Source organism: Rhodococcus sp. IEGM 1302 (assembly GCF_030056935.1).
In the GTDB taxonomy this organism is placed as follows: Bacteria; Actinomycetota; Actinomycetes; order Mycobacteriales; family Mycobacteriaceae; genus Rhodococcus_F; species Rhodococcus_F qingshengii.
Genome location: NZ_JASHKY010000009.1, coordinates 160,540 through 179,764, shown reverse-complemented (window position 1 = coordinate 179,764; position 19,225 = coordinate 160,540). Strand labels below are relative to the sequence as shown.

General features: G+C 63.6%; 19 protein-coding genes. 7 read left to right on the top strand and 12 right to left on the bottom strand.

What is annotated here, in order from left to right; translation table 11 throughout:
* From QM609_RS16030 to pdxH, 4 genes are all read right to left on the bottom strand, one after another.
* A partial coding sequence (locus tag QM609_RS16030) for a citrate/2-methylcitrate synthase (RefSeq protein ID WP_283337311.1) occupies positions 1-928 on the bottom strand: 928 nt, incomplete at its 3' end.
* Between the two features lie 358 nt (positions 929-1,286).
* Entirely contained in the window at positions 1,287-2,234 is a 948-nt protein-coding gene (locus tag QM609_RS16025) for an aldose 1-epimerase family protein (protein ID WP_003939677.1), read from the bottom strand.
* A gap of 41 nt (positions 2,235-2,275) precedes the next feature.
* Entirely contained in the window at positions 2,276-3,541 is a 1,266-nt protein-coding gene (locus QM609_RS16020) for an MFS transporter (protein WP_021332219.1), read from the bottom strand.
* On the bottom strand, positions 3,538-4,251 hold the full coding sequence (pdxH, locus tag QM609_RS16015; RefSeq protein ID WP_042921683.1) for a pyridoxamine 5'-phosphate oxidase: 714 nt from the start codon (positions 4,249-4,251) through the stop codon (positions 3,538-3,540). Before pdxH ends, QM609_RS16020 begins: the two co-directional genes overlap by 4 nt.
* 245 nt (positions 4,252-4,496) lie before the next feature.
* On the opposite strand from pdxH, the gene QM609_RS16010 reads away from it, so the two are divergent.
* From QM609_RS16010 to QM609_RS15995, 4 genes are all read left to right on the top strand, one after another.
* Positions 4,497-5,624: a citrate synthase 2 gene (locus QM609_RS16010; protein ID WP_003940025.1), complete on the top strand. Its 1,128-nt coding sequence runs from the start codon at positions 4,497-4,499 to the stop codon at positions 5,622-5,624.
* Between the two features lie 63 nt (positions 5,625-5,687).
* Positions 5,688-6,809, top strand: coding sequence for a phosphoserine transaminase (gene serC / locus QM609_RS16005; RefSeq protein WP_050654726.1), 1,122 nt, complete (start codon positions 5,688-5,690; stop codon positions 6,807-6,809).
* A gap of 200 nt (positions 6,810-7,009) precedes the next feature.
* Positions 7,010-7,933 carry a septation protein SepH gene (sepH, locus tag QM609_RS16000; RefSeq protein ID WP_050654711.1) on the top strand — a complete coding sequence of 308 codons (924 nt, stop codon included), beginning with the start codon at positions 7,010-7,012 and terminating at the stop codon, positions 7,931-7,933.
* Positions 7,934-7,985: 52 nt separating this feature from the next.
* Entirely contained in the window at positions 7,986-8,771 is a 786-nt protein-coding gene (locus QM609_RS15995; RefSeq protein WP_050654712.1) for a DUF6928 family protein, read from the top strand.
* A 20-nt stretch (positions 8,772-8,791) separates the two neighbouring features.
* Here QM609_RS15995 and QM609_RS15990 read toward each other — a convergent pair whose 3' ends face one another.
* The 3 genes from QM609_RS15990 to QM609_RS15980 are packed head-to-tail and all read right to left on the bottom strand — an operon-like array spanning position 8,792 to position 10,494.
* Positions 8,792-9,052 (bottom strand): DUF2537 domain-containing protein, encoded by a 261-nt coding sequence (locus tag QM609_RS15990; RefSeq protein ID WP_030535366.1) that lies wholly within the window; start codon positions 9,050-9,052, stop codon positions 8,792-8,794.
* On the bottom strand, positions 9,049-9,855 hold the full coding sequence (locus QM609_RS15985; protein WP_003939731.1) for a TrmH family RNA methyltransferase: 807 nt from the start codon (positions 9,853-9,855) through the stop codon (positions 9,049-9,051). The genes QM609_RS15990 and QM609_RS15985 overlap by 4 nt, the downstream gene beginning before the upstream one ends.
* Positions 9,856-9,903: 48 nt before the next feature.
* Entirely contained in the window at positions 9,904-10,494 is a 591-nt protein-coding gene (locus tag QM609_RS15980) for a TetR/AcrR family transcriptional regulator (protein ID WP_037128521.1), read from the bottom strand.
* Positions 10,495-10,564: 70 nt separating this feature from the next.
* Between QM609_RS15980 and QM609_RS15975 the strand changes: the two genes are divergently transcribed.
* On the top strand, positions 10,565-11,113 hold the full coding sequence (locus QM609_RS15975; RefSeq protein WP_003940103.1) for a hypothetical protein: 549 nt from the start codon (positions 10,565-10,567) through the stop codon (positions 11,111-11,113).
* On the opposite strand, the gene QM609_RS15970 is transcribed toward QM609_RS15975, so the two are convergent.
* The 3 genes from QM609_RS15970 to QM609_RS15960 form a co-directional block, all read right to left on the bottom strand.
* On the bottom strand, positions 11,097-12,404 hold the full coding sequence (locus tag QM609_RS15970) for an MFS transporter (protein WP_007733487.1): 1,308 nt from the start codon (positions 12,402-12,404) through the stop codon (positions 11,097-11,099). The two genes, QM609_RS15975 and QM609_RS15970, sit on opposite strands and share 17 nt — an antisense overlap.
* 104 nt (positions 12,405-12,508) lie before the next feature.
* Positions 12,509-12,940: a MarR family winged helix-turn-helix transcriptional regulator gene (locus QM609_RS15965; protein ID WP_003939901.1), complete on the bottom strand. Its 432-nt coding sequence runs from the start codon at positions 12,938-12,940 to the stop codon at positions 12,509-12,511.
* A gap of 65 nt (positions 12,941-13,005) precedes the next feature.
* Complete coding sequence (locus QM609_RS15960) at positions 13,006-14,460, bottom strand: NCS2 family permease (protein WP_003940242.1); 1,455 nt, start codon at positions 14,458-14,460, stop codon at positions 13,006-13,008.
* 102 nt (positions 14,461-14,562) lie between these two features.
* On the opposite strand from QM609_RS15960, the gene QM609_RS15955 reads away from it, so the two are divergent.
* Together QM609_RS15955 and QM609_RS15950 are read left to right on the top strand one after the other, a co-directional pair.
* Positions 14,563-14,820: a DUF2530 domain-containing protein gene (locus tag QM609_RS15955; protein WP_007733492.1), complete on the top strand. Its 258-nt coding sequence runs from the start codon at positions 14,563-14,565 to the stop codon at positions 14,818-14,820.
* 90 nt (positions 14,821-14,910) lie between these two features.
* A complete protein-coding gene (locus QM609_RS15950) occupies positions 14,911-15,960 on the top strand; it encodes an iron-siderophore ABC transporter substrate-binding protein (protein ID WP_050654713.1) in 1,050 nt (349 codons plus the stop codon).
* On the opposite strand, the gene QM609_RS15945 is transcribed toward QM609_RS15950, so the two are convergent.
* The gene (locus QM609_RS15945; protein ID WP_050654714.1) at positions 15,950-16,501 is read right to left on the bottom strand and encodes a phosphatase PAP2 family protein; all 552 of its coding nucleotides are present in this window, start codon (positions 16,499-16,501) and stop codon (positions 15,950-15,952) included. The two genes, QM609_RS15950 and QM609_RS15945, sit on opposite strands and share 11 nt — an antisense overlap.
* Positions 16,502-16,507: 6 nt before the next feature.
* Positions 16,508-19,180, bottom strand: a complete 2,673-nt coding sequence (locus QM609_RS15940) for a sacsin N-terminal ATP-binding-like domain-containing protein (RefSeq protein ID WP_050654715.1) — start codon at positions 19,178-19,180, stop codon at positions 16,508-16,510.
* Positions 19,181-19,225 lie beyond the last annotated feature (45 nt).

Sequence of the window (19,225 nt, the reverse complement as noted above, 5' to 3'; positions counted from 1 at the left end):
GCCCGAAGCCCATGAGCTTCACGCCGTCTTCCTTGTTCTTGACCTTGCGGACGAACTCGGCTGCGGTGCTGCCGCTGGCCTTGATCTCGTCGAGCATCTCGAGCACTGCCTGGTTGGCGCCGCCGTGCAGCGGGCCCCACAGTGCGTTGATGCCGGCCGAGACGGAGGTGAACAGGTTGGCGTCCGACGAGCCGACCATACGCACGGTCGACGTGGAGCAGTTCTGCTCGTGGTCGGCGTGCAGGATCAGCAGCATGTCGAGTGCCTTGGCGACCTCGGGATCACCCTGGTACGGCTCGGCGGGGAAGCCGAACGTCATACGCATGAAGTTCTCGACCAGGTTCAACGAGTTGTCCGGGTACAGGAACGGCTGTCCGACGGACTTCTTGTACGCGTACGCAGCGATGGTCGGCAGCTTCGCGAGAAGACGGATGGTGGACAGTTCCACCTGCTCCGGATCCTCGGGATCGAGCGAATCCTGGTAGTACGCCGACAATGCGTTCACTGCGGACGAGAGAACCGGCATCGGGTGAGCGTTGCGCGGGAATCCGTCGAAGAACCGCTTGAGGTCCTCGTGAAGCAGGGTGTGTCGACGGATGCGGTCCGTGAAGGACTCGAGCTGGGCGTCGGTCGGCAGTTCACCGTAGATCAGCAGGTAGCTGACCTCGATGAACGTCGACTTACCTGCCAACTGCTCGATGGGATATCCGCGGTAACGCAGGATTCCCTTCTCACCGTCGATGTAGGTGATTGCAGAACTGGTGGATGCAGTGTTCACAAAACCGGGGTCAAGGGTGGTGTACCCCGTTGTGGCCAGCAGCTTTCCCAGCTCGATGCCGTCATTGCCCTCTGTTGCCCTGGCAATGGACATCGTGTACTCACCACCGGGGTAAGTAAGCGTGGGCTTTGTGTCATTGTCAGCGGGCACGAAGGATCCCTCTCAAGCTCGAACCAACGAGTAACTACATGCGATCAACTAGAAACTAGTCGCACGGGAGAGATCGTGCCGAAGGAGGGTCGCTCCACGGCTATTTTTCGGGTACTCACGAACCCGACATACCCACCGAAACTGAAACATGTTCCAGTCTGGGCTTTCCCACTCGCGTGACCGGTACTCCAGTCTACGGAATCGCGCATTTACCCACGCTGATCTGCAAATCTCGGCTGCAATTCGCAAATGGGAGCAACGTCGGACCTTCCGGACCACTGACACGGGGTACCGAAAACCGATTGTTATCGGCTGATGCCTACTTGGTGTTACACGATCCCACGTTATGAGAGCCGGATCACAGCGCCTTGATGCCCCAGCTACCCGTCCACGTCTGACCCGGATGAAGCACCAGGAGATCGATGCCCGAGTTGAAGGCGTCAGGCGGGCAGGTCATCGGCTCCAAAGCCAATGCGCGGCCGCGATCGGGATACCCCTTGTCGTTGGCGGGATCTGCGATGAAGGCCTGAATCCACGGGAACTCGCGGTTGGTCCACAGGGCAGTGCCGGTTCCATCCGGAGCCAGCAGCTCGTGTTGCGTGCGACCACTGCCGTCGACGACGTCCAATGCGCTGTACGGAGTGTCCAACTGCACCCCGGCAAGCAGTCTCGGTGTCCGGAAGTCGTAGTCCGTACCGGCGACTGCCTGCGAATACGCGTTCGGCAGCATCCTCGCCGGATCGATCGGCAACCGTGTGCCTGCTGCCAGATGCAGAGCACATTCGTCGAGCGGAAAGTCGCCGGCGCGAATGAAGGTGTGCATTCCGAGCCCGAACGGCGACGAGGTCGCACCCTTGTTCGTGGCCGTGTGCGTGACGGTCAGTCCGTCGGCACCGACCTCGTAGGCGACCGTCAGCTGCAACGGATAGGGCCAACCCTTGTGAAGTCCCACGTCGACCGACAGTTCGACGCGCTCGTACGTGTGGTCCACGAGGCTCCAATTGCGACGCCGGACGAACCCGTGGCTCGCGTTCCCCAGCGCAGGTTCGGTGATCTCGAGTTGATGCTCGATCCCGTCGAACATGAAGTGCCCGTCGCGAATTCGGTTGGGCCACGGCGCGAGAACCAATCCGGCCGACAGCGGTGGCTTCGATCCGAGTGCCCAGGTCTCGGTCAGCGCGCGCTGACCGTTCGGTCCTTCGTGATCGAGTAGCCGCAACCCGGCACCGGCCGCGGCGATCTCGGCTCGATAGCCTCCACCACGGATCTCGAACCCTCCCCTACCCGTGCTGTGCGGCGCAGTCATACGTACCAGTTTCCACCACGAGCGACCGGTTAACCAGGACGTCAGACGGCGCGTCCCACCTTGTAGCGAACGAATGCCGGAAATGCGAGGGCAGAAAGGACAACACCGACAATCACCAGGAAGCCGCCGCCCGCTGCCGCGACACCGGTCCCGAACAGGAAGGCTGCACCGCCGTGCAGCACGTCACCGATACGCGGACCACCTGCCACGACCACGATGAACACGCCCTGCAGTCGTCCGCGCATGTCGTCGGTTGCCACTTGCTGGAGCATCGTGCTGCGGAAAGCCGCCGAGACCATGTCGACGGCTCCGCCGAATGCCAGGAATGCGACCGCCACCCAGAGCAGAATCACACTGGAACCGGGACTCGCGAAGTACACGGCAACGCCGAAGCCGACCATGGACAGCCCCCACAGCGCGATGCAGACCAGAACGGCTCGCCCCTGGTACTGAACCCGTGGCAACCAACCCGAGAAGACTCCGCCCAGAACGGCTCCCACCGACATCGCCGCGAACAGCAGTCCCAGCGCAAAACCGCCGCTGGCGGGGTCACCGAAGGATTCGTGAGCGATCTCCGGGAACAGTGCTCGCGACATCCCGAACACCATCGCGATGATGTCCACCACGAACGACGCGAGCAGAACCTTCTGCGTCGCGAGATACGTGAAACCGCCGAGGACCTCGCTCAATCCGGCTCGCCGAGACGTTCCGGTCGGCGGAATCGCCGGGAGCTTCCATACCGCCCACAGTGTGGCGAGAAGAAAGATCGAGTCGAGCAGGTACAGCAGTTGCAGACCGGCCGACGGTATGAGGACACCCGCCAGTAGCGGGCCGGCTATCGCACCGAACTGCACGACAGTCATGTTCAGCGAGTTCGCGGCCGGTAACTGCCTGCCCGGAATCAACCGAGGGATGATCGCCGCTCGCGTCGGCTGGTTCACCGCGAAGAACGCCTGTTGAACCGAGAACAATCCGAGCACCAACCACACGTTGTTCACGTTCAGGGCAGCCTGGATCCAGAACAGTACCGACGTGACGCCGAGTCCGATCGAGGTGATCATCAACAGCCGTCGTCGATCCATGACGTCGGCCAGTGCGCCGCCCCACAGACCGAAAACGACCAGCGGGACCAGACCGAAGATTCCCGTCAGACCGACGTAGGCCGAGCTTCGGGTGATCTCGTACACCTGTTGCGGTACGGCGACCACGCTGAGCTGAGCGCCGATGACGGTGACGATGCCGGCCGTCCACAGCCGTCGATAGTCGCGATTCTCGAGCGGAGTCGTGTCCGCGAGTAGCCGGCTCACGGCTGGAGACGGACGGCGGACCACTGTCCGTCGACCAGGCTCGTGCGAACTCGATTGTGCATGCGGTTCGCGCGTCCTTGCCAGAACTCGACAGACTCGGGCCGAATCAGAATCCCGCCCCAGTTCGGTGGCACCGGAATCTCACCGTCCACGCCGAATCGAGCAGCGACCTCACGCAGTTGCTCGTCGAGATCGGCACGCGAGTCGATCGGACGAGACTGCGACGACGCCCACGCGCCGAGCTGTGAACCGCGAGGCCTGGTTCGCCAATACTCCTGCGTCAGTTGAGCACTCACCCGCTCGGTGGTGCCGCGGACGATCACCTGCCTGGCAAGGGTCAGCCACGTGAAGTTCGCCGACGCGTACGGGTGGGCGTCGAGGTGACGAGCCTTGTCGGATCCGTAGTTGGTGAAGAAGAGGACGCCGTCCTCGCTGAGCCCTTTGCAGAGCACGGTGCGCGACGCCGGACGGCCAACGTCGTCCACCGTCGACAGAGTCATGGCGTTGGGCTCCGGCGCGTCAGCTTCGACGGCGTCCACGAGCCATTGGCGCATGAGGGGCAGCCAACCGGTTTCGACAACCGAAGTATCCAATTCCGCACTCATGCGGTCCTCGACGGACTCCGATTCGCTGCCTGCTTGCGGATAGCCCACACGCATGGCCGCGAGTTCGTTGTCCACCGCCTGCGGGTCCTGACGTTCATTCGACACAGCCGAGAACGCTACTCCCGGGTACTCACTGGCCAACGGCTACGCGGCACGCGCTAAAGTTTGCCGTGGCTAGACCCGACCCGGACCGCGAGCCGCACCAGCGACAGCAACCGAATCGGGACGAGACGATTGCGCAGTACAAAACACGGTGCGTGCTCATCCCTGCGAGCACCGAGGCGCAGTCACTGAAGCTGAGGCAGTGCGACTGTAGACCTGGCGCACTCGAACGAGGAGAGTCCACGAGAATGGCAGCGAGCGCAGCAATACCGGACGATTTTGTGAGCGGACTCGAAGGCGTCGTCGCCTTCACCAGCGATATCGCAGAACCTGACAAGGACGGCGGCGCACTGCGCTACCGCGGAGTCGACATCGAAGACCTGGTCGGCCAGAGGGTCACCTTCGGCAACGTATGGGCCCTTCTCGTCGACGGCCGCTTCGGCCCCGGCCTCCCGCCGGCCGAGCCGTTCCCCCTCCCCATTCACACCGGCGACGTCCGTGTCGACGTTCAGGCCGGACTGGCGATGCTGGCTCCCATCTGGGGCTACCAGCCGCTCCTCGACATCGATGACGAGACCGCCCGCGACCAGCTCGCCCGCGCATCCGTCATGGCGCTGTCGTACGTCGCGCAGTCCGCTCGCGGCATCTACCAGCCGGCAGTCCCGCAGAGCCGCATCGACGAGGCCAAGACCGTCACCGAACGCTTCATGGTTCGCTGGAAGGGTGAGCCCGATCCGGCACACGTCGAGGCAATCGACGCGTACTGGGTCTCGGCAGCCGAGCACGGCATGAACGCCTCCACCTTCACGGCCCGCGTCATCGCCTCCACGGGCGCCGACGTCGCGGCTTCGCTTTCCGGCGCCATCGGCGCGATGTCCGGCCCGCTGCACGGCGGCGCACCGGCCCGCGTTCTTCCGATGATCGAAGAGACCGAGAAGACCGGCGACGCCCGCGCGCTGGTCAAGGGAATCCTCGACCGCAAGGAAAAGCTCATGGGCTTCGGACACCGCGTCTACCGCGCCGAAGATCCCCGTGCACGCGTGCTCCGCGCCACGGCCAAGCGCCTCAACGCTCCCCGCTACGAGGCTGCCGCAGCTCTCGAGCAGGCTGCACTGGCAGAACTGCGTGAGCGTCGTCCCGATCGCGCGATCGAGACCAACGTCGAGTTCTGGGCCGCCGTCATCCTCGACTTCGCCGAGGTTCCCGCGCACATGATGCCTGCCATGTTCACCTGTGGCCGCACCGCCGGCTGGTGTGCACACATCCTCGAGCAGAAGCGTCTCGGTAAACTGGTACGCCCGGCCGCCATCTACACCGGCCCGGCGCCCCGTACTCCGGAGTCGGTCGAGGGCTGGGACCAGATCAGCCACGCGTAGTACCCCGCTCGAATTCGCCAATCACGGTAGTACAGAACACAAGTGAAGGAACAGAAAGAAGCGATGACCTCCACACCGATCATCCCCGCCGACCTCAAGCCCGCCGACGGACGCTTCGGCTGCGGTCCTTCCAAGGTTCGCCCCGAGCAGCTGCAGTCCCTGGTCGAGGTGGGCGCTTCGGTGTTCGGCACCAGCCATCGCCAGAAGCCGGTCAAGAACGTTGTGGCCAGCATTCGTTCCGGCCTCGCCGATCTGTTCTCACTGCCCGAGGGCTACGAGGTCGTCCTCGGCAACGGCGGAACCACTGCGTTCTGGGATGCGGCCGCATTCGGCCTCATCCGCGAGAAGTCGCTGCACCTGACCAACGGCGAATTCAGCTCCAAGTTCGCTTCGGTCGCCAAGGCCAACCCGTTCATCGGTGACCCGATCGTCGTTTCCGCCGATCCGGGCAGCGCACCGGTGCCGGTCTCCGACCCGTCCGTCGATCTCATCGGCTGGGCGCACAACGAGACCTCCACCGGTGTGTCGATCCCCGTCTCGCGTCCCGCGGGTTCGGAGAACGCACTGATCGCCATCGACGCCACCTCGGGCGCCGGCGGACTTCCGGTCAATGTCGCCGATTCCGACGTCTACTACTTCGCTCCGCAGAAGTGCTTCGCTGCAGACGGCGGACTGTGGATCGCGCTGATGAGCCCGGCCGCCCTCGAACGCATCGCGGAGATCAAGGATTCGGGACGCTGGACGCCTGACTTCCTCTCGCTGCCCATCGCCGTGGACAACAGCTCCAAGGATCAGACGTACAACACCCCGGCCCTGGCCACCCTCTTGCTCTTCGCCAACCAGATCGAGTGGATGAACAGCAACGGCGGCCTCGACTGGACTACCGCTCGCACCGCGGATTCGTCCTCGCGCCTGTACAACTGGGCCGAGGCCAGTGAGTTCGCAACGCCGTTCGTCGCTGATCCGGCACACCGCTCGCAGGTTGTCGGCACCATCGACTTCAACGACGACGTCGACGCTGCCGAGGTGGCAAAGATCCTGCGCGCCAACGGAATCGTCGATACCGAGCCGTACCGCAAGCTCGGCCGCAACCAGCTGCGCGTCGGCATGTTCCCGGCCATCGACCCCGATGACGTCACCGCTCTCACCAAGAGCATCGACTGGGTCGTTTCTCAGCTCGGCTGATTTTCACATTTGCTTCACCGCTCGGCCCCCGGCATGACGTCGGGGGCCGAGCGTCGTTTGCGCCAGGCCTTGTGAGCTACCACACCGGTGGGCGGATCCGAGGTCATCTCGCCCTGCGTGTCCTGCCGAGTCCATGGTCACGAATGAATTACAGTTGAGCGCGGCGCAAAGTCGCGAGCCGGCGCGATAAGGAGGTCAATGTGCGAGAGCTTCGAGTGATCGGACTTGAACCCGATGGATCGCATGTGGTGTGCGCAGATGCTGAAACCGGCCAGAAATTCCGGCTTCCCGCCGATGACAAACTTCGTGCAGCTTCCCGCGGAGACGTGGCTCGACTCGGCCAGATTGAGATCGAAATGGAAAGCCAACTCCGTCCCCGCGAAATTCAGGCGCGCATTCGTTCCGGTGCTTCCGTAGAGCAGGTCGCCGAAGAAGCGAAGATCCCCATCAGCAAGGTCGAGCGCTTTGCGTACCCCGTTCTGCTCGAGCGCTCCCGCGCCGCGGAAATGGCGCAGGGCGGACACCCGGTGCGCGACAACGGTCCGACAGTTCCCACCCTCTCCGAAATCGTGACCCACGCATTCCGCGCCCGCGGCCACAGTATCGACGAGGCCACCTGGGATGCCTGGCGCGACGAGGACAATCAGTGGGTCGCGCAGTTGCAGTGGCAGGCCGGCCGCACCACCAACGCCGCGCACTGGCGCTACCAGCCAGACGCGCACGGCGGAACGATCGTCGCACTCGACGACGCGGCATTCGACTTGATCGATCCCGACTTCGGTCGCCCGCTCCGCGGCCTGGTACCGGTGGTCTCGAACGAGCCGCAGCAGCTCGAACTGTCCCGATTCGACGTCGAACCGGTGGCGGAGATCGAGCCCGAGCCCGCAGCAGTTTCCGAGCGGACAGCAGTCCCCGAGCGGACGGTGGTGGCGGAACGGATCGTGGCGCCCGAACCGATTGCTGTCGAGCCGGAAACCGTCGTCACCGAAGAGGTTCCCGAACCCGCACCGGATGTGACCCCGAAAACCGCTCCGCAGCAGACGCAGACCAAGGACAAGCGCGGACGGCCTGCTCTTCCCTCGTGGGACGACGTACTCCTCGGGGTCCGCAGCAGCGGTCGCTGACCCGAAGGAAAGTATTCTTCTTTCGAGCGAGGCTGAGGAGAGAGGGCTGCCGGTGGCTGCACGGGTATCGACGATCTGGTTTCTGGGCGGCGCAGACGCTCGCACCGAATTGAGCAGGTACCCACAGCCGGATCAGACCGAGGCCCTGAAAATCGCCATGTCGCTGTACCCGGACAAGGAGTTCGAGTCGCTCGGGCCTCAGCCGCTGTCGATGGCCGCGACGGTGAGCCCCGGCTACGTCTTCGTCGGCGCGTACGGTCGAGTGAGTGTCGTCTGCAGCTCCGAACTCAGCACCTTCGTCCCCTCGAAACTGCCTGATTCCTGGCACCTTTCGGCAGAGGGTGGCTCGACGCTGTTGATCAGCTCCGTCCCCGAAACCGCGCAGGGTTCGTTTGCACTGTGGGAGGACGGCGAGCTACGACGCTCGTTCAGTGCCATCCCGATCGACATCATCGAAAATCTGGGGATCCCACAGACCTGGGAACTGGAATTCTGGGCCGGCAACCATCCCCTGCGTTACCCGCCCGGGATCCTGCCTGATCCGCAGTCACTTCCGTTCCACCCGCAACAGTTCGCGGAGTCCGCCAACCTCGAGTGGCTGGGATTTCGATACACCGGCGCGCCGCGAGAACACGAACTCGACACAACGCAGATTCTCCTGTGGGGCTTCAAGATTCACCGACCCGGCGAGGCACCCAAACCTGCACCCCCAGCCCCCGCGCCGATGCCCGAGCAGGCGCAGACAGAGGTACCCATGCCCGAAAACATGCCGCCGATCCACGACGCACCGGTGGCCAAGCCGCGCGGCCGCCTCGCTCGGTACTTCGGCTTCAAGTAGCGCCGAGCAGCCTCACAGGTTCACGCGGCTATCGCTGCGATCCACCCGAGCGGTACGCCGGCTACCGCGCCGTAGACCACCCATCGCCAGACGGGGACGGCTCGCCAGCGCCAGACGGTCGGCGCAAGTCCGCCTACCGCAATGACATTGACGACAACCGCCAGGAGCACGTTCACGTTGCCCAGCGCGACACAGAACGCCGCGACGGCACTGGTCGAGAGCATGGCTGCGAACACCGACACCGCGATTCCGGTGAACCAGGGCGTGCGGTCCTGAGTCACCGGCCGGTCCTGACACGTTCGTAGAAGGCCATCGCCGCTGCGGTCGCGACGTTGAGCGAGTCGGTGCCGGGCGCCATGGGTATCTTGGCACGAATGTCGGTGGCCCGCATCGCATGTTCGGTCAAACCTGGCCCCTCGGCGCCCAGCAGTAGCGCTACCTTCTCCCCGGTCATCGCTTCGGCCAAAGTGACCGCTTCCGGATTCGGAGTCAAGGAAATGAGCTGAAAACCGTTGCCACGCAGCTCATCCAAGTCGTGTGGCCACTTTGCCACATGCGCGAAGGGCACTCGCAGCACGTGCCCCATCGACACACGGACCGACCGCCGGTACAGCGGGTCGGCACAACCCTTCCCGAACAGAACTGCATCGACACCGAGCCCCGCCGCGTTGCGGAACATCGAGCCGAGATTCTCGTGATCGTTGACGCCTTCGAGGACCACGACGGTCTTCGCGTCCTTCAACACGTCCGAGACCGCGAGCGGTGCCGGGCGTGCTGCTGCAGCGAGGACGCCGCGGTTGAGGTGAAATCCGACGACCTCGGCCATCACTTCGGCGCTCGTACGGTAGAACGGCACGTCCACACCGTCGAGATCGTCAGCGAGCTCCAGGAGCCGTCGTTCGACGCCGAGGAGACTGATCGGCTCGAACCGCGAAGTCAGCAGTCGCTGAGTGACGAACACTCCCTCGGCGATGACCAGTCCCTTGCCCTCCGGCAGGTCGGGGCGCCGATCCGAAGAGTTGAGATCGCGAAAGTCATCCAGCCGGGGATCGGCGGGATCTGAGATGTCGATGACGTGAACCACGGGTCTATCGTGCCGTACGCACCGCGAGCCCCCACCACTACTCCCGACCTAGCGCAACAGCGTGACAAAATGCGCGTCGAGCACCTGGCTGATCACCTCTGGATTGGTTCGCTCGGGATTGTCGACGCCGTGCGACGCGAGCCCGTCGGCGAGCGCATGCAATCTCATCGCCTCGATGTCGACCGAGGCACCCGGCCGTAGAAAACCCGCTCGATGCGCCGCTTCCACGAACGAACGAAAGTGCTCGAACAAGGTCCGGTCTGTCTCGTCACGCACCGCCGTCAACGCCGAATCGGTCTGGGCGGCAGCAGCAAAGGCCTCCCAAACCTGCATTTCTTCACGCCGATCTTGGTCGAGGGGAACGAACTGATCGGTGAACTGACGGATCGCGCGGCGGATGTCGGGATCGAAGTCGATGCCGGCAATCCTTTCCTCCACCCGGACGGTCACGAGCGTCATCGCGAACAGCAAGAGTTCGGACTGCGTCGCGAAGAAGTGCCGTAGCGACCCCGTCGACATCTTCGCCTCGTCCGCGACCGCCCGGACGCTGGCGCTCGCCACACCGTCTCGACGGATCACACGCCACACGGCCTCGGCGATCTCTTCACGCCGCTCATCCGGACTGCTACGTTTCACCACTTCACAAAACTAACACAGCTGTGCTAGTTTTCAATCACTAACACAGTCGTACTAGAAATGAGCTGATGTCATGATCGTCCACTTGATCATCGCGTGCGAAATCATGTTCTGGGTGTTCATCGCCGCAGGTCTCGCGGCCCGCTATCTACTGCGCCGCAAAACGCTGGGCGCCGCACTGCTCATCTGCGCGCCCCTGGTGGATGTCGTACTGCTCGTCGCCACAGCCCTCGATCTTCGTGGCGGTGGCGAGGCGAACTTCACCCATGGGCTTGCCGCGGCCTACATCGGATTCTCCGTCGCGTTCGGACACAGCCTCATCTCCTGGGCCGACGCCAGGTTCGCCTACCGATTTGCCGGCGGCCCGGCTCCCGTCGCACCACCCAAGTACGGGAGTGCGCGAGCACTGCGCGAATGGCGCGAGTTCGGCAAAGCCGCGATCGCCTGGGCCGTCGCGTGCGGACTTCTCGGCGCGGCCATCTTCCTCGTCGACGACCCCACCCGTACTGGAGCCCTCGACGGATGGATCAGCAAGCTGACAGTGGTACTCGCAATCTGGGGAGCAATCGCCCTGAGCTACACGGTGTTTCCCAAGCGTGAGAAGGTCACGGCGCGCGGCTAGCCTCGACTGCCTGTTCGGTCGCGTCGCATACGATCACCGGACGCAGGACGAAAACCGGTAGCCTGCCACCGTCTTCCGGTCGCGCAAGACGAAGTTTCAGCCCTTCGCTGCGTAGCAGGTACACCCCGGCCACAGTGCCCGAGACGAGCGAGATCACTCCGCCCACGATCAAGGGCGCACGTGGGTCCACGGAGTCGGCGAGCCAACCCAGCAACGGGCTTCCCAGCGGTGTGCCACCGAGGAAACTGAGCATGTAGATACCCATCACCCGCCCGCGCATCTCGGAAGGCACCGACATCTGCAGGATGTTCATCGCGGACGTCGTGAACGTCAACGTCAGTGCGCCCGTGGGGATCAACATCAGCGCCACCAACGCGTAGGTGGGCATCAATCCCACCGCGACCTCGAAAACACCGAAAGCCACGGCGGCACCGAGGAACGTCCGCAACCGCGGCGCTTCCTTCCGTCTTGCGGCGTACGCAGCGCCGGCAAGGGTGCCCACGGCGAGCGTCGTGGACAGCAATCCGTAACCGTCGGCCTCGAGGCCGAACGTGTTGCGCGCCATCACCGCCAGGCTGATCGCGAAGTTCAGGCCGAAGGTCGAGACCATGAAGACCGACACCATGATCACGCGAAGGTCCTTGCGGCCCCATACATATCGGAACCCGTCGCGCACCTGCCCCTTGGTGCGCGGGGCCGGTTCCGACGGGATCAACTCCTTCTTGTTCATCAGGTAGAGCGCGATGAGCACCCCACCGAATGTCGCGACGTTGAGCAGGAACACCCACCCTGTTCCGATCAGGTTGATCAGCACACCCGAGATGGCCGGACCGACGATGCGGGCCGTGTTGAACGTCATGGAGTTGAGCGCGATGGCGTTGGACAGGTGTTCCTTGCCCACCATTTCGATGGTGAACGATTGACGCACGGGTGCGTCGAGCGCCGAGACACAGCCGAGGGCAAAGGCAATCAGGAAGACATGCCACAACGCGACGAGCCCACCGACGTCCAGCAGACCCAACACCAGCGCGCATACCGCACTCGCCCACTGCGTGAAGATCAGGATCCGACGCTTGTCGTACCGATCGGCAAGCACCCCACCCCACACCGACAAGAACAGCGTCGGGCCGAACTGCAAGGCCATGACGATGCCCACCGCCAGCGCATTGCCGTCCGAGAGCGTCAGTACCAGCCAGTCCTGGGCGATGCGTTGCATCCACGTGCCGACCAGAGAAACGATCTGTCCGGAAGCCCAAAGGCGGTAGTTGCGGTTGTGGAGCGCGGCAAACATGCCGGAATCGGGGTCTCGGGGCACCCCACTATCTTGCCCCTCGAGTAATTCGTTTGGGCAACGACCTCTAGGTAGCGGAGCTACGCGACCTCTAACTCACGGAGCTACTCCGTCTTGTTGACCATCTCGGTGATGATCTCGACGGCACCGCGCAGCGTCGCGAGTTCTTCGCCACCCAGCCCGGCCAGCTGCTCGTTCATCCACGCCTCACGCGCATGGGTTTCGTCCGCGAGCAACGCCTGCCCGGCGTCGGACAGATTTACGATGATCTGACGACCGTCCGTGGGATGCGGCGAGCGCTCGACCAGACCGAGCTCGGCGAGAGAAGCAACAACGCGCGTCATCGACGGCGGCTGCACTTTCTCACGTGCTGCGAGTACGCCAGGAGTCATCGGGCCGTACTGATCCAGGCTCGCCAAGGCGGACAGTTGCGTCAGCGATACCTGAGCGTCGACTCTGCGGCCGCGCAGATGCCTGGTGAGACGCACTACAGCCAGGGAAAGATCGCTGGCCAGCGCACGAGTTTCGGTGGTCACGCGTCAGACAATACGTCAAGAGCTGGCCGGTAGCTCACGTAATCGAATACCGGTCAACCCTGATTTCACGTAAGGGCGTCGGTAATGGGTCCGACAGTGAAGTAGGCCACAAAAAGTGCCGCCACGATCCAGAGCAACGGGTGGATCTTCTTGATACCACCGCTGGCAGCGTGCAGGACCACCCATGAAATGAAGCCGACGCCGATGCCGTTGGCGATCGAGTAGGTGAACGGCATGACGATCATGGTCAGGAACGCCGGGAGAGCAACCGAGAACTTGGTGAAATCGATGTCTCGGACCTGCCCGATCATCAGCGCACCGACGACGACGAGGGCAGGCGCAGCTGCCTCGATCGGCACGACGGAGTAGAGCGGCGTCAGGAACATCGCGACGAGGAAGAGCAGTCCGGTCACGACGTTTGCCAGGCCCGTGCGGGCGCCTTCGGCGATACCCGACGCGGATTCCACGAACACGGTGTTCGACGACGCCGAAGCGCCACCGCCCACGATCGCGCCCGCGCCTTCGACGACAAGCGCGCGACCGACGTTGGGGAGGTTTCCGTCCTTGTCGGTCAGGCCGGCTTCCTTACCGAGACCCGTCATCGTGCCCATGGCGTCGAAGAAGTTCGCCAGCACGAGAGTGAAGACAAGCAGGCTGGCGGCCAGAACACCGATGCGGGTGAATGCGCCGAAGATGCTGACGTCGCCGACCAGGCTCAGATCAGGCATACCACCGAGCATCTCCGGGATCGCGGGGATGCTGAGGTTCCAGCCCTTGGGGTTGGTTCCGAGCGAGGGTCCGACGTCGGCAACTGCCTCGATGATCGCGGCGAGGATCGTCGTGACGACTATGCCGATCAGCAGTCCACCACGAACCTTGCGCACTACCAGAACACCCATGAGCAGCACACCGAAGATGAACACCACGGTCGGCCACGAAGCGATCGAGCCGTTGATTCCGAGTCCGACGGGAACCGTCGTACCGGCGGCATCGGGGATACGGCGGACGAATCCGGCGTCGACCAGTCCGATGAAGGCGATGAACATGCCGATACCGGCCGCGATCGCGGACTTCAATGCCGAGGGAATCGCATTGAACACCGCAGTTCGGAAACCGGTGAGTGCCAACAGAACGATGATCACACCGTCGATGACCACCAGGCCCATCGCCTCGGGCCAGGTGACCTGAGGTGCGATTGTGACGGCGAGCAGGCTGTTGATGCCGAGACCCGCGGCGATGGCAAACGGATAGTTGGCAACGACACCGAAGACGATGCTCATCAGGCCGGCAACCAGAGCGGTGACCGCAGCCACCTGGTTGACCGGAAGGATGTTGCCGAGAACGTCGGTCTTCGCTGCAGCGTCGTCAGCCGAGAAACTGCCGAGGATCAGGGGGTTGAGGACCACGATGTAGGCCATCGCCACGAAGGTGACGACACCGCCGCGAATCTCGGTCGAGATCGTCGACCCTCGTTCGCTGATCTTGAAATAGGTGTCGAGGATCTTGCCGGGTGCCGCCATGTTTGTTCTTTCCCCATCGCTGTAGGTCGCCGTGTGCCGGCGCACATGAAGCCGGTCGCACTAGGGAGAGTAGGCCACCGGGGTACGGGTAGCGTTAATTTTGTGACGGAGACTCGCAACACAACAGGCCTGATCGGCAAATTGTCCGCACCCGCGCCGGCACTGATCATCGGCACCGCGTTGTGGGTGATCGCCACGATCGTGGTCGCGGTGAGCGGCGATCGTTGGTCGGATGCACTCCCGATCTGTTACGCGGGTATCGGAGTCGGCTTCCTCGGCTTCGCTCTGTTCTCCATTCAACGACGCGCAGCTGTGCGCGGTGACAAGGGCGCACAACAGGGCGCCGGTCTGGTCGACTGAGCAGGTCGATTCACCCTTTCAGTATGGTAAGCCTACCCTGCACTCCAGTGTCGGTCTTAGCTTGTCAATGCTGAAAGGAACCACGTAGCCGTGAAGATCTCGCACCGAAATCGTTGGAAAAGCCGAGGACGTTGGACGAGACTGACATCCGTTGCTGTGGTCGCCCTGGTCGCCCTGGTCGGCACAGCACTCGTCTCCTGCAGTTCGAACGACGACGCAGCAAGTAGTTCGTCGAGTTCCGGTGGTGGCGCCTTCCCCGTCACGATCGATCACGCTTTCGGCAGCACCACGATCGATTCCGAACCACAACGGATCGTCACCGTCGGTTACAACGACGAGCAGGCTCTGTTGGCCCTGGGCGTCAAGCCCGTCGGAATGGTCAACCAGTACCCGGGCGAACCGGACGTCAACCGCACGTGGCCATGGGTCACCGGCCCTTGGGGCGGAACCGAACCGACCGTCGTCGGCAGCAATCCCGAAACCACGATCAGCGTCGAAAAGATCGCTGCGCTCGAGCCCGACCTGATCCTCGCGCTCTACTCGAGCATCGACAAAGACCTGTACAGCACACTTTCCGCGATCGCCCCGACCGTCGCGAAGGATCCGGCCTACGGCGACTACGCAACTCCGTGGCAGATCACGACGAAGACCGCAGCGAAGGCAGTGGGTCGCGAAGCCGACGGCGAGAAGTTGGTCGCCGATATCGACAAGCAGTTCGCCGACGCCAGAAGCGCTCACCCGGAATTTGCAGACCAGACCGCGGTGATCATCAGCGTCGACGCGACCCCGGAGTTCTACGCCTTCTCCTCCGAGGACGCCCGCGGACGGGTTCTCGGCAGTCTCGGATTCAAACCTGCTCCCGCGGTCGAGGCCTTGATGAACGGTGAGTTCTACGCGCCGATCTCCACCGAACGACTGGATCTTCTCGACGTGGACCGTCTCGTTGTCATCGGCAATCCCGATGCCGCACAGGCGGTCCGAAACAACCCTGGCTTCCAGCAACTCGACGTGGTCAAGGACAATCGCGTCGTCTACGTCAACGACGATCAGGCTCCGCAGGTCGGTGCGGCCTTGACCGCAAGCTCGGCACTGAGCTTGCCGTGGGCCACGAGCCAACTACTCGCCGAGCTCACGAAGTAACCAGCGCCCGGCGCTTTCTGATCTGCGCGGTTCCCCAGATCCACACCCCGGCCCACATCATCCCGAACGCCCAACCTGCCAGTACATCGGTCATCCAATGGGCAGCCAGGTAGACGCGGGAGAATCCGACGGCGATCGTGTACAGGCCGAGGCTCGCGAGCATTGCCATCTTCGCGAGCCTCGGCAAGGCAAGACGAAGGATCACGGCGGCAACCGAAGTCGCGAGTATCGCGCTCATCATCGCGTGGCCCGACGGGAACGAATACGAATCGATTTCGATCAATCTCTCCGGAACGGGTGGGCGGGTTCGCGTGAAGATGCGCTTCAATCCGCTCATCACGAGCAGACCGGTCAACATCGATCCGGCGATCAGCAGAGCTTCGGTACGCAGTCTCCGAACCAGAAGCACGATCGTGAGCAGCGTCGCGATCAGCCACGACGCGAGGGTTCCGCCGCTGTCGGTGATGACGTCGACGACGTCCACGAGCCACGCCGTCCGCTGACTCACTGCGCTGTCGAGTACCCACTGATCAAAAGACATCTGCCCTCACATTCCTTGCGGCAGAGTCCACGTACGCATCACGTGATGAACGCCGTCCGAGTCCACCCACCACGGCACGATCACCGTCGTCTCGACCGCCCCCGTCAGTTCCACCGTCAGTTCGTGATGGATCACTACCTCGCCGCTGGGTACCTCACGGCCGAGGGCTGCGAAGCCGAGAACTGCCTGCGGTTCGTTCGCCCACGTCGTGACGACGCCGGTGCTGCTCACTCGTCCGTGAACGGATGCAGACGCCGTCGCGACGTCGAGTAGATCTGCCAGTGCGTCGGCCGTCTCGAAGCTGCCGAGCACCACTCGTTGTGCAGGTAGTGCCGCTCCCAGCCACGGTCGGTCGAGAACAAGGGCGTCGCCGGGATCGACCAGATCGCCGGAAAGGCCTCGCACGAACGGAGGCAGGTGCAGTTCCTCCAGGTCGAGAACCCGTCGCTGCGCTGCCTCACCCAGTAGTCGGTGCGTCCGCGCGACGACGGCGGAGGCCGGCATCCGTAGTGGGTCGGCAAGCCGATCGAGCAGCAGCTGAGCCAGTTCCGGATCGTCGACAGTATCCGATGCCAGCAATCCGGAGAAGAATCCGGCGTCGGGGTGTTCGGCAGCATCGAGCAATCCCTCGAAGGTGCGATCGCCCGGAGCGCGCAGCAAGCCCAGCACCTCACCGCCGAGTTCGGCATTCGAACGCAACCACCACGCCGTGTATCCACGACGGTCGGTGAGCAGCGCCCGCGTCGCCGGCGACTCGACCAGCAGCGACAACGCCTGCGGCCAGCGGTCTTCGTCCACGAGATCGAGATCGCGCACGGCTTCGATGTATTCGGGGTCCTCGTCGAGGGTGTCCCACCATGCGTCTTCGGCGTCGAGATCGTGATCGGGGCCGGAAGGCAATTCCTCACGGACCACCGTGAAACCCCACCCGACACCGACTACCCGTAGCGCCTGCTCCCCCACCTGCTGAACAAAATCAGCGTCGACGATGCCGAAGGGAGAATCCTCGACCAGGACGCTTGCAAGGGGAGCTCCCGGAAGCAGAAGTTGGTCGGCGGACCGCAATTCGCCCTCCGAATCAGGAAGCAGCACTTCACCGATCCACGACGGCAGCGCCCCTGGCGCCACGTGGGCCGCCAATCCGAGCACCACTTGCGCCAACTCCGTCGCTACCGAATCATCTTGGTCCGCAGCATCTTCGATCAATGCGCGCAGCGCCGGATCGGACAGCAGGTCGGTGGCACTCGCAGTCTGCGCTCCCAATCGAGAGAGCAACGGGTGAACCGCGACGGGATGAACCAACCTCGTCCACTGCACCGACGGCGCGTCTTCGCCCAGTTCGACGCCGACGACGACGGTCCGCGGCCCGGTCACCGTCCGTCCGTCGGAGAGCGGAACCGGCAGTGTTCCAAGCTCTTCCACCGCAAGAGTGTCGATCACCAAGGGCTCGAGAGCCGAATAGAGTCGATTCCACCACTTCGGTTCACGTTCCGAACCGCTGAGCAGTTCCGCGATGCGCGCGAGCCCGATGCGGTGCGTCGACACTGCCGCGAGTGCTCGCTCGTGCTTGGGGCCGGAGAGCTCGGGGACAACCAGGCCGCCGATGATGTCGGTGAGCAACTCGGCAAGGTCATCACCGAGCCCGGGCACCACGGATGCTCGCTGCGGCGCGCGGTCGGGTTCACCGACCACCGGAAGCCACTCGTTTTCCTGCAGCTCCTTCAGAAGCGCTTCGCGCAGAAGCGAATCCGTTTCACTGCGGGCAAAGGCAGGGATCGGGACGAGTGCCGTTCGCTGCCGAGGAGGTAGTGCAGCAAGGAACTTCGCGTACCCCTCGGCAAGCGGAGCGATCGGTGCAGCGGGCATGATGCGTCGCCGATCGGGTTGCATTGCAATGTCGGCAATGATGATCGCGGGGATCGACAGCTCCTCGTCGGATCGCGTCGGCGCCCGCAGGACGTCGTCTGCGACCGGCTCGACGACCCCGTCGCGGACCGGCACCAACCATCGCGCGTTCGGCGCGGTGTACTGCCACCACGTGCGATCACCGATCGCGATCTCGACGAGGCCGGAATCCAGCACCCGTTCCGATCGCCGAAAAGTTTTCTCACCCAGACGAATTGATCCGAGAGCCGGGAGTTCGAGCAGCAGGTCGACTGCCTCACGTGTCATCTGCGAAAGCAGCGCCGCGGCATCGACGTCCGGCCGAAGCGTCAGCACCACTTCCGAATCAGCACCATCGCTCGGCAATTCGCCAGACGGCCACACCAAACGAAGTACGGGGACACTGGTTTCCGGTACCGGGAGTTCGCGAGACTCGATCTCGCGCAGAGTGTGCGAGGCAGAGAATCGAATCGATCCCGTCGACGAGCGCAGTTCCACCTCGTCACTGACCGAGAGAACTGCCGAGAATCCGACGCCGAACCGTCCCGTCACACCTTCGTCGGCGTCGACCTTGTTCGACGCGCGCAGCGCGGTCAGCGCATGTACACCGGATTCGTCCAGTGGACGGCCCGTGTTCGCCACCGTCAGCGTCCGACCGTCCACATCCACCCACAAAGAGCCCTGGACGCCCTCGCGTGCAGCTGCATCGGCAGCGTTCTGCGCCAGTTCGGTGAGCAGACGGTCGCGGTACCCGGCCTTTGCGAGGTCGGATTCCGCAGCCGCGTCTTCACGCAATCGCGTCGGAGATTCCGACCACGCGCGCAGCGTCGCCTCGCGGAG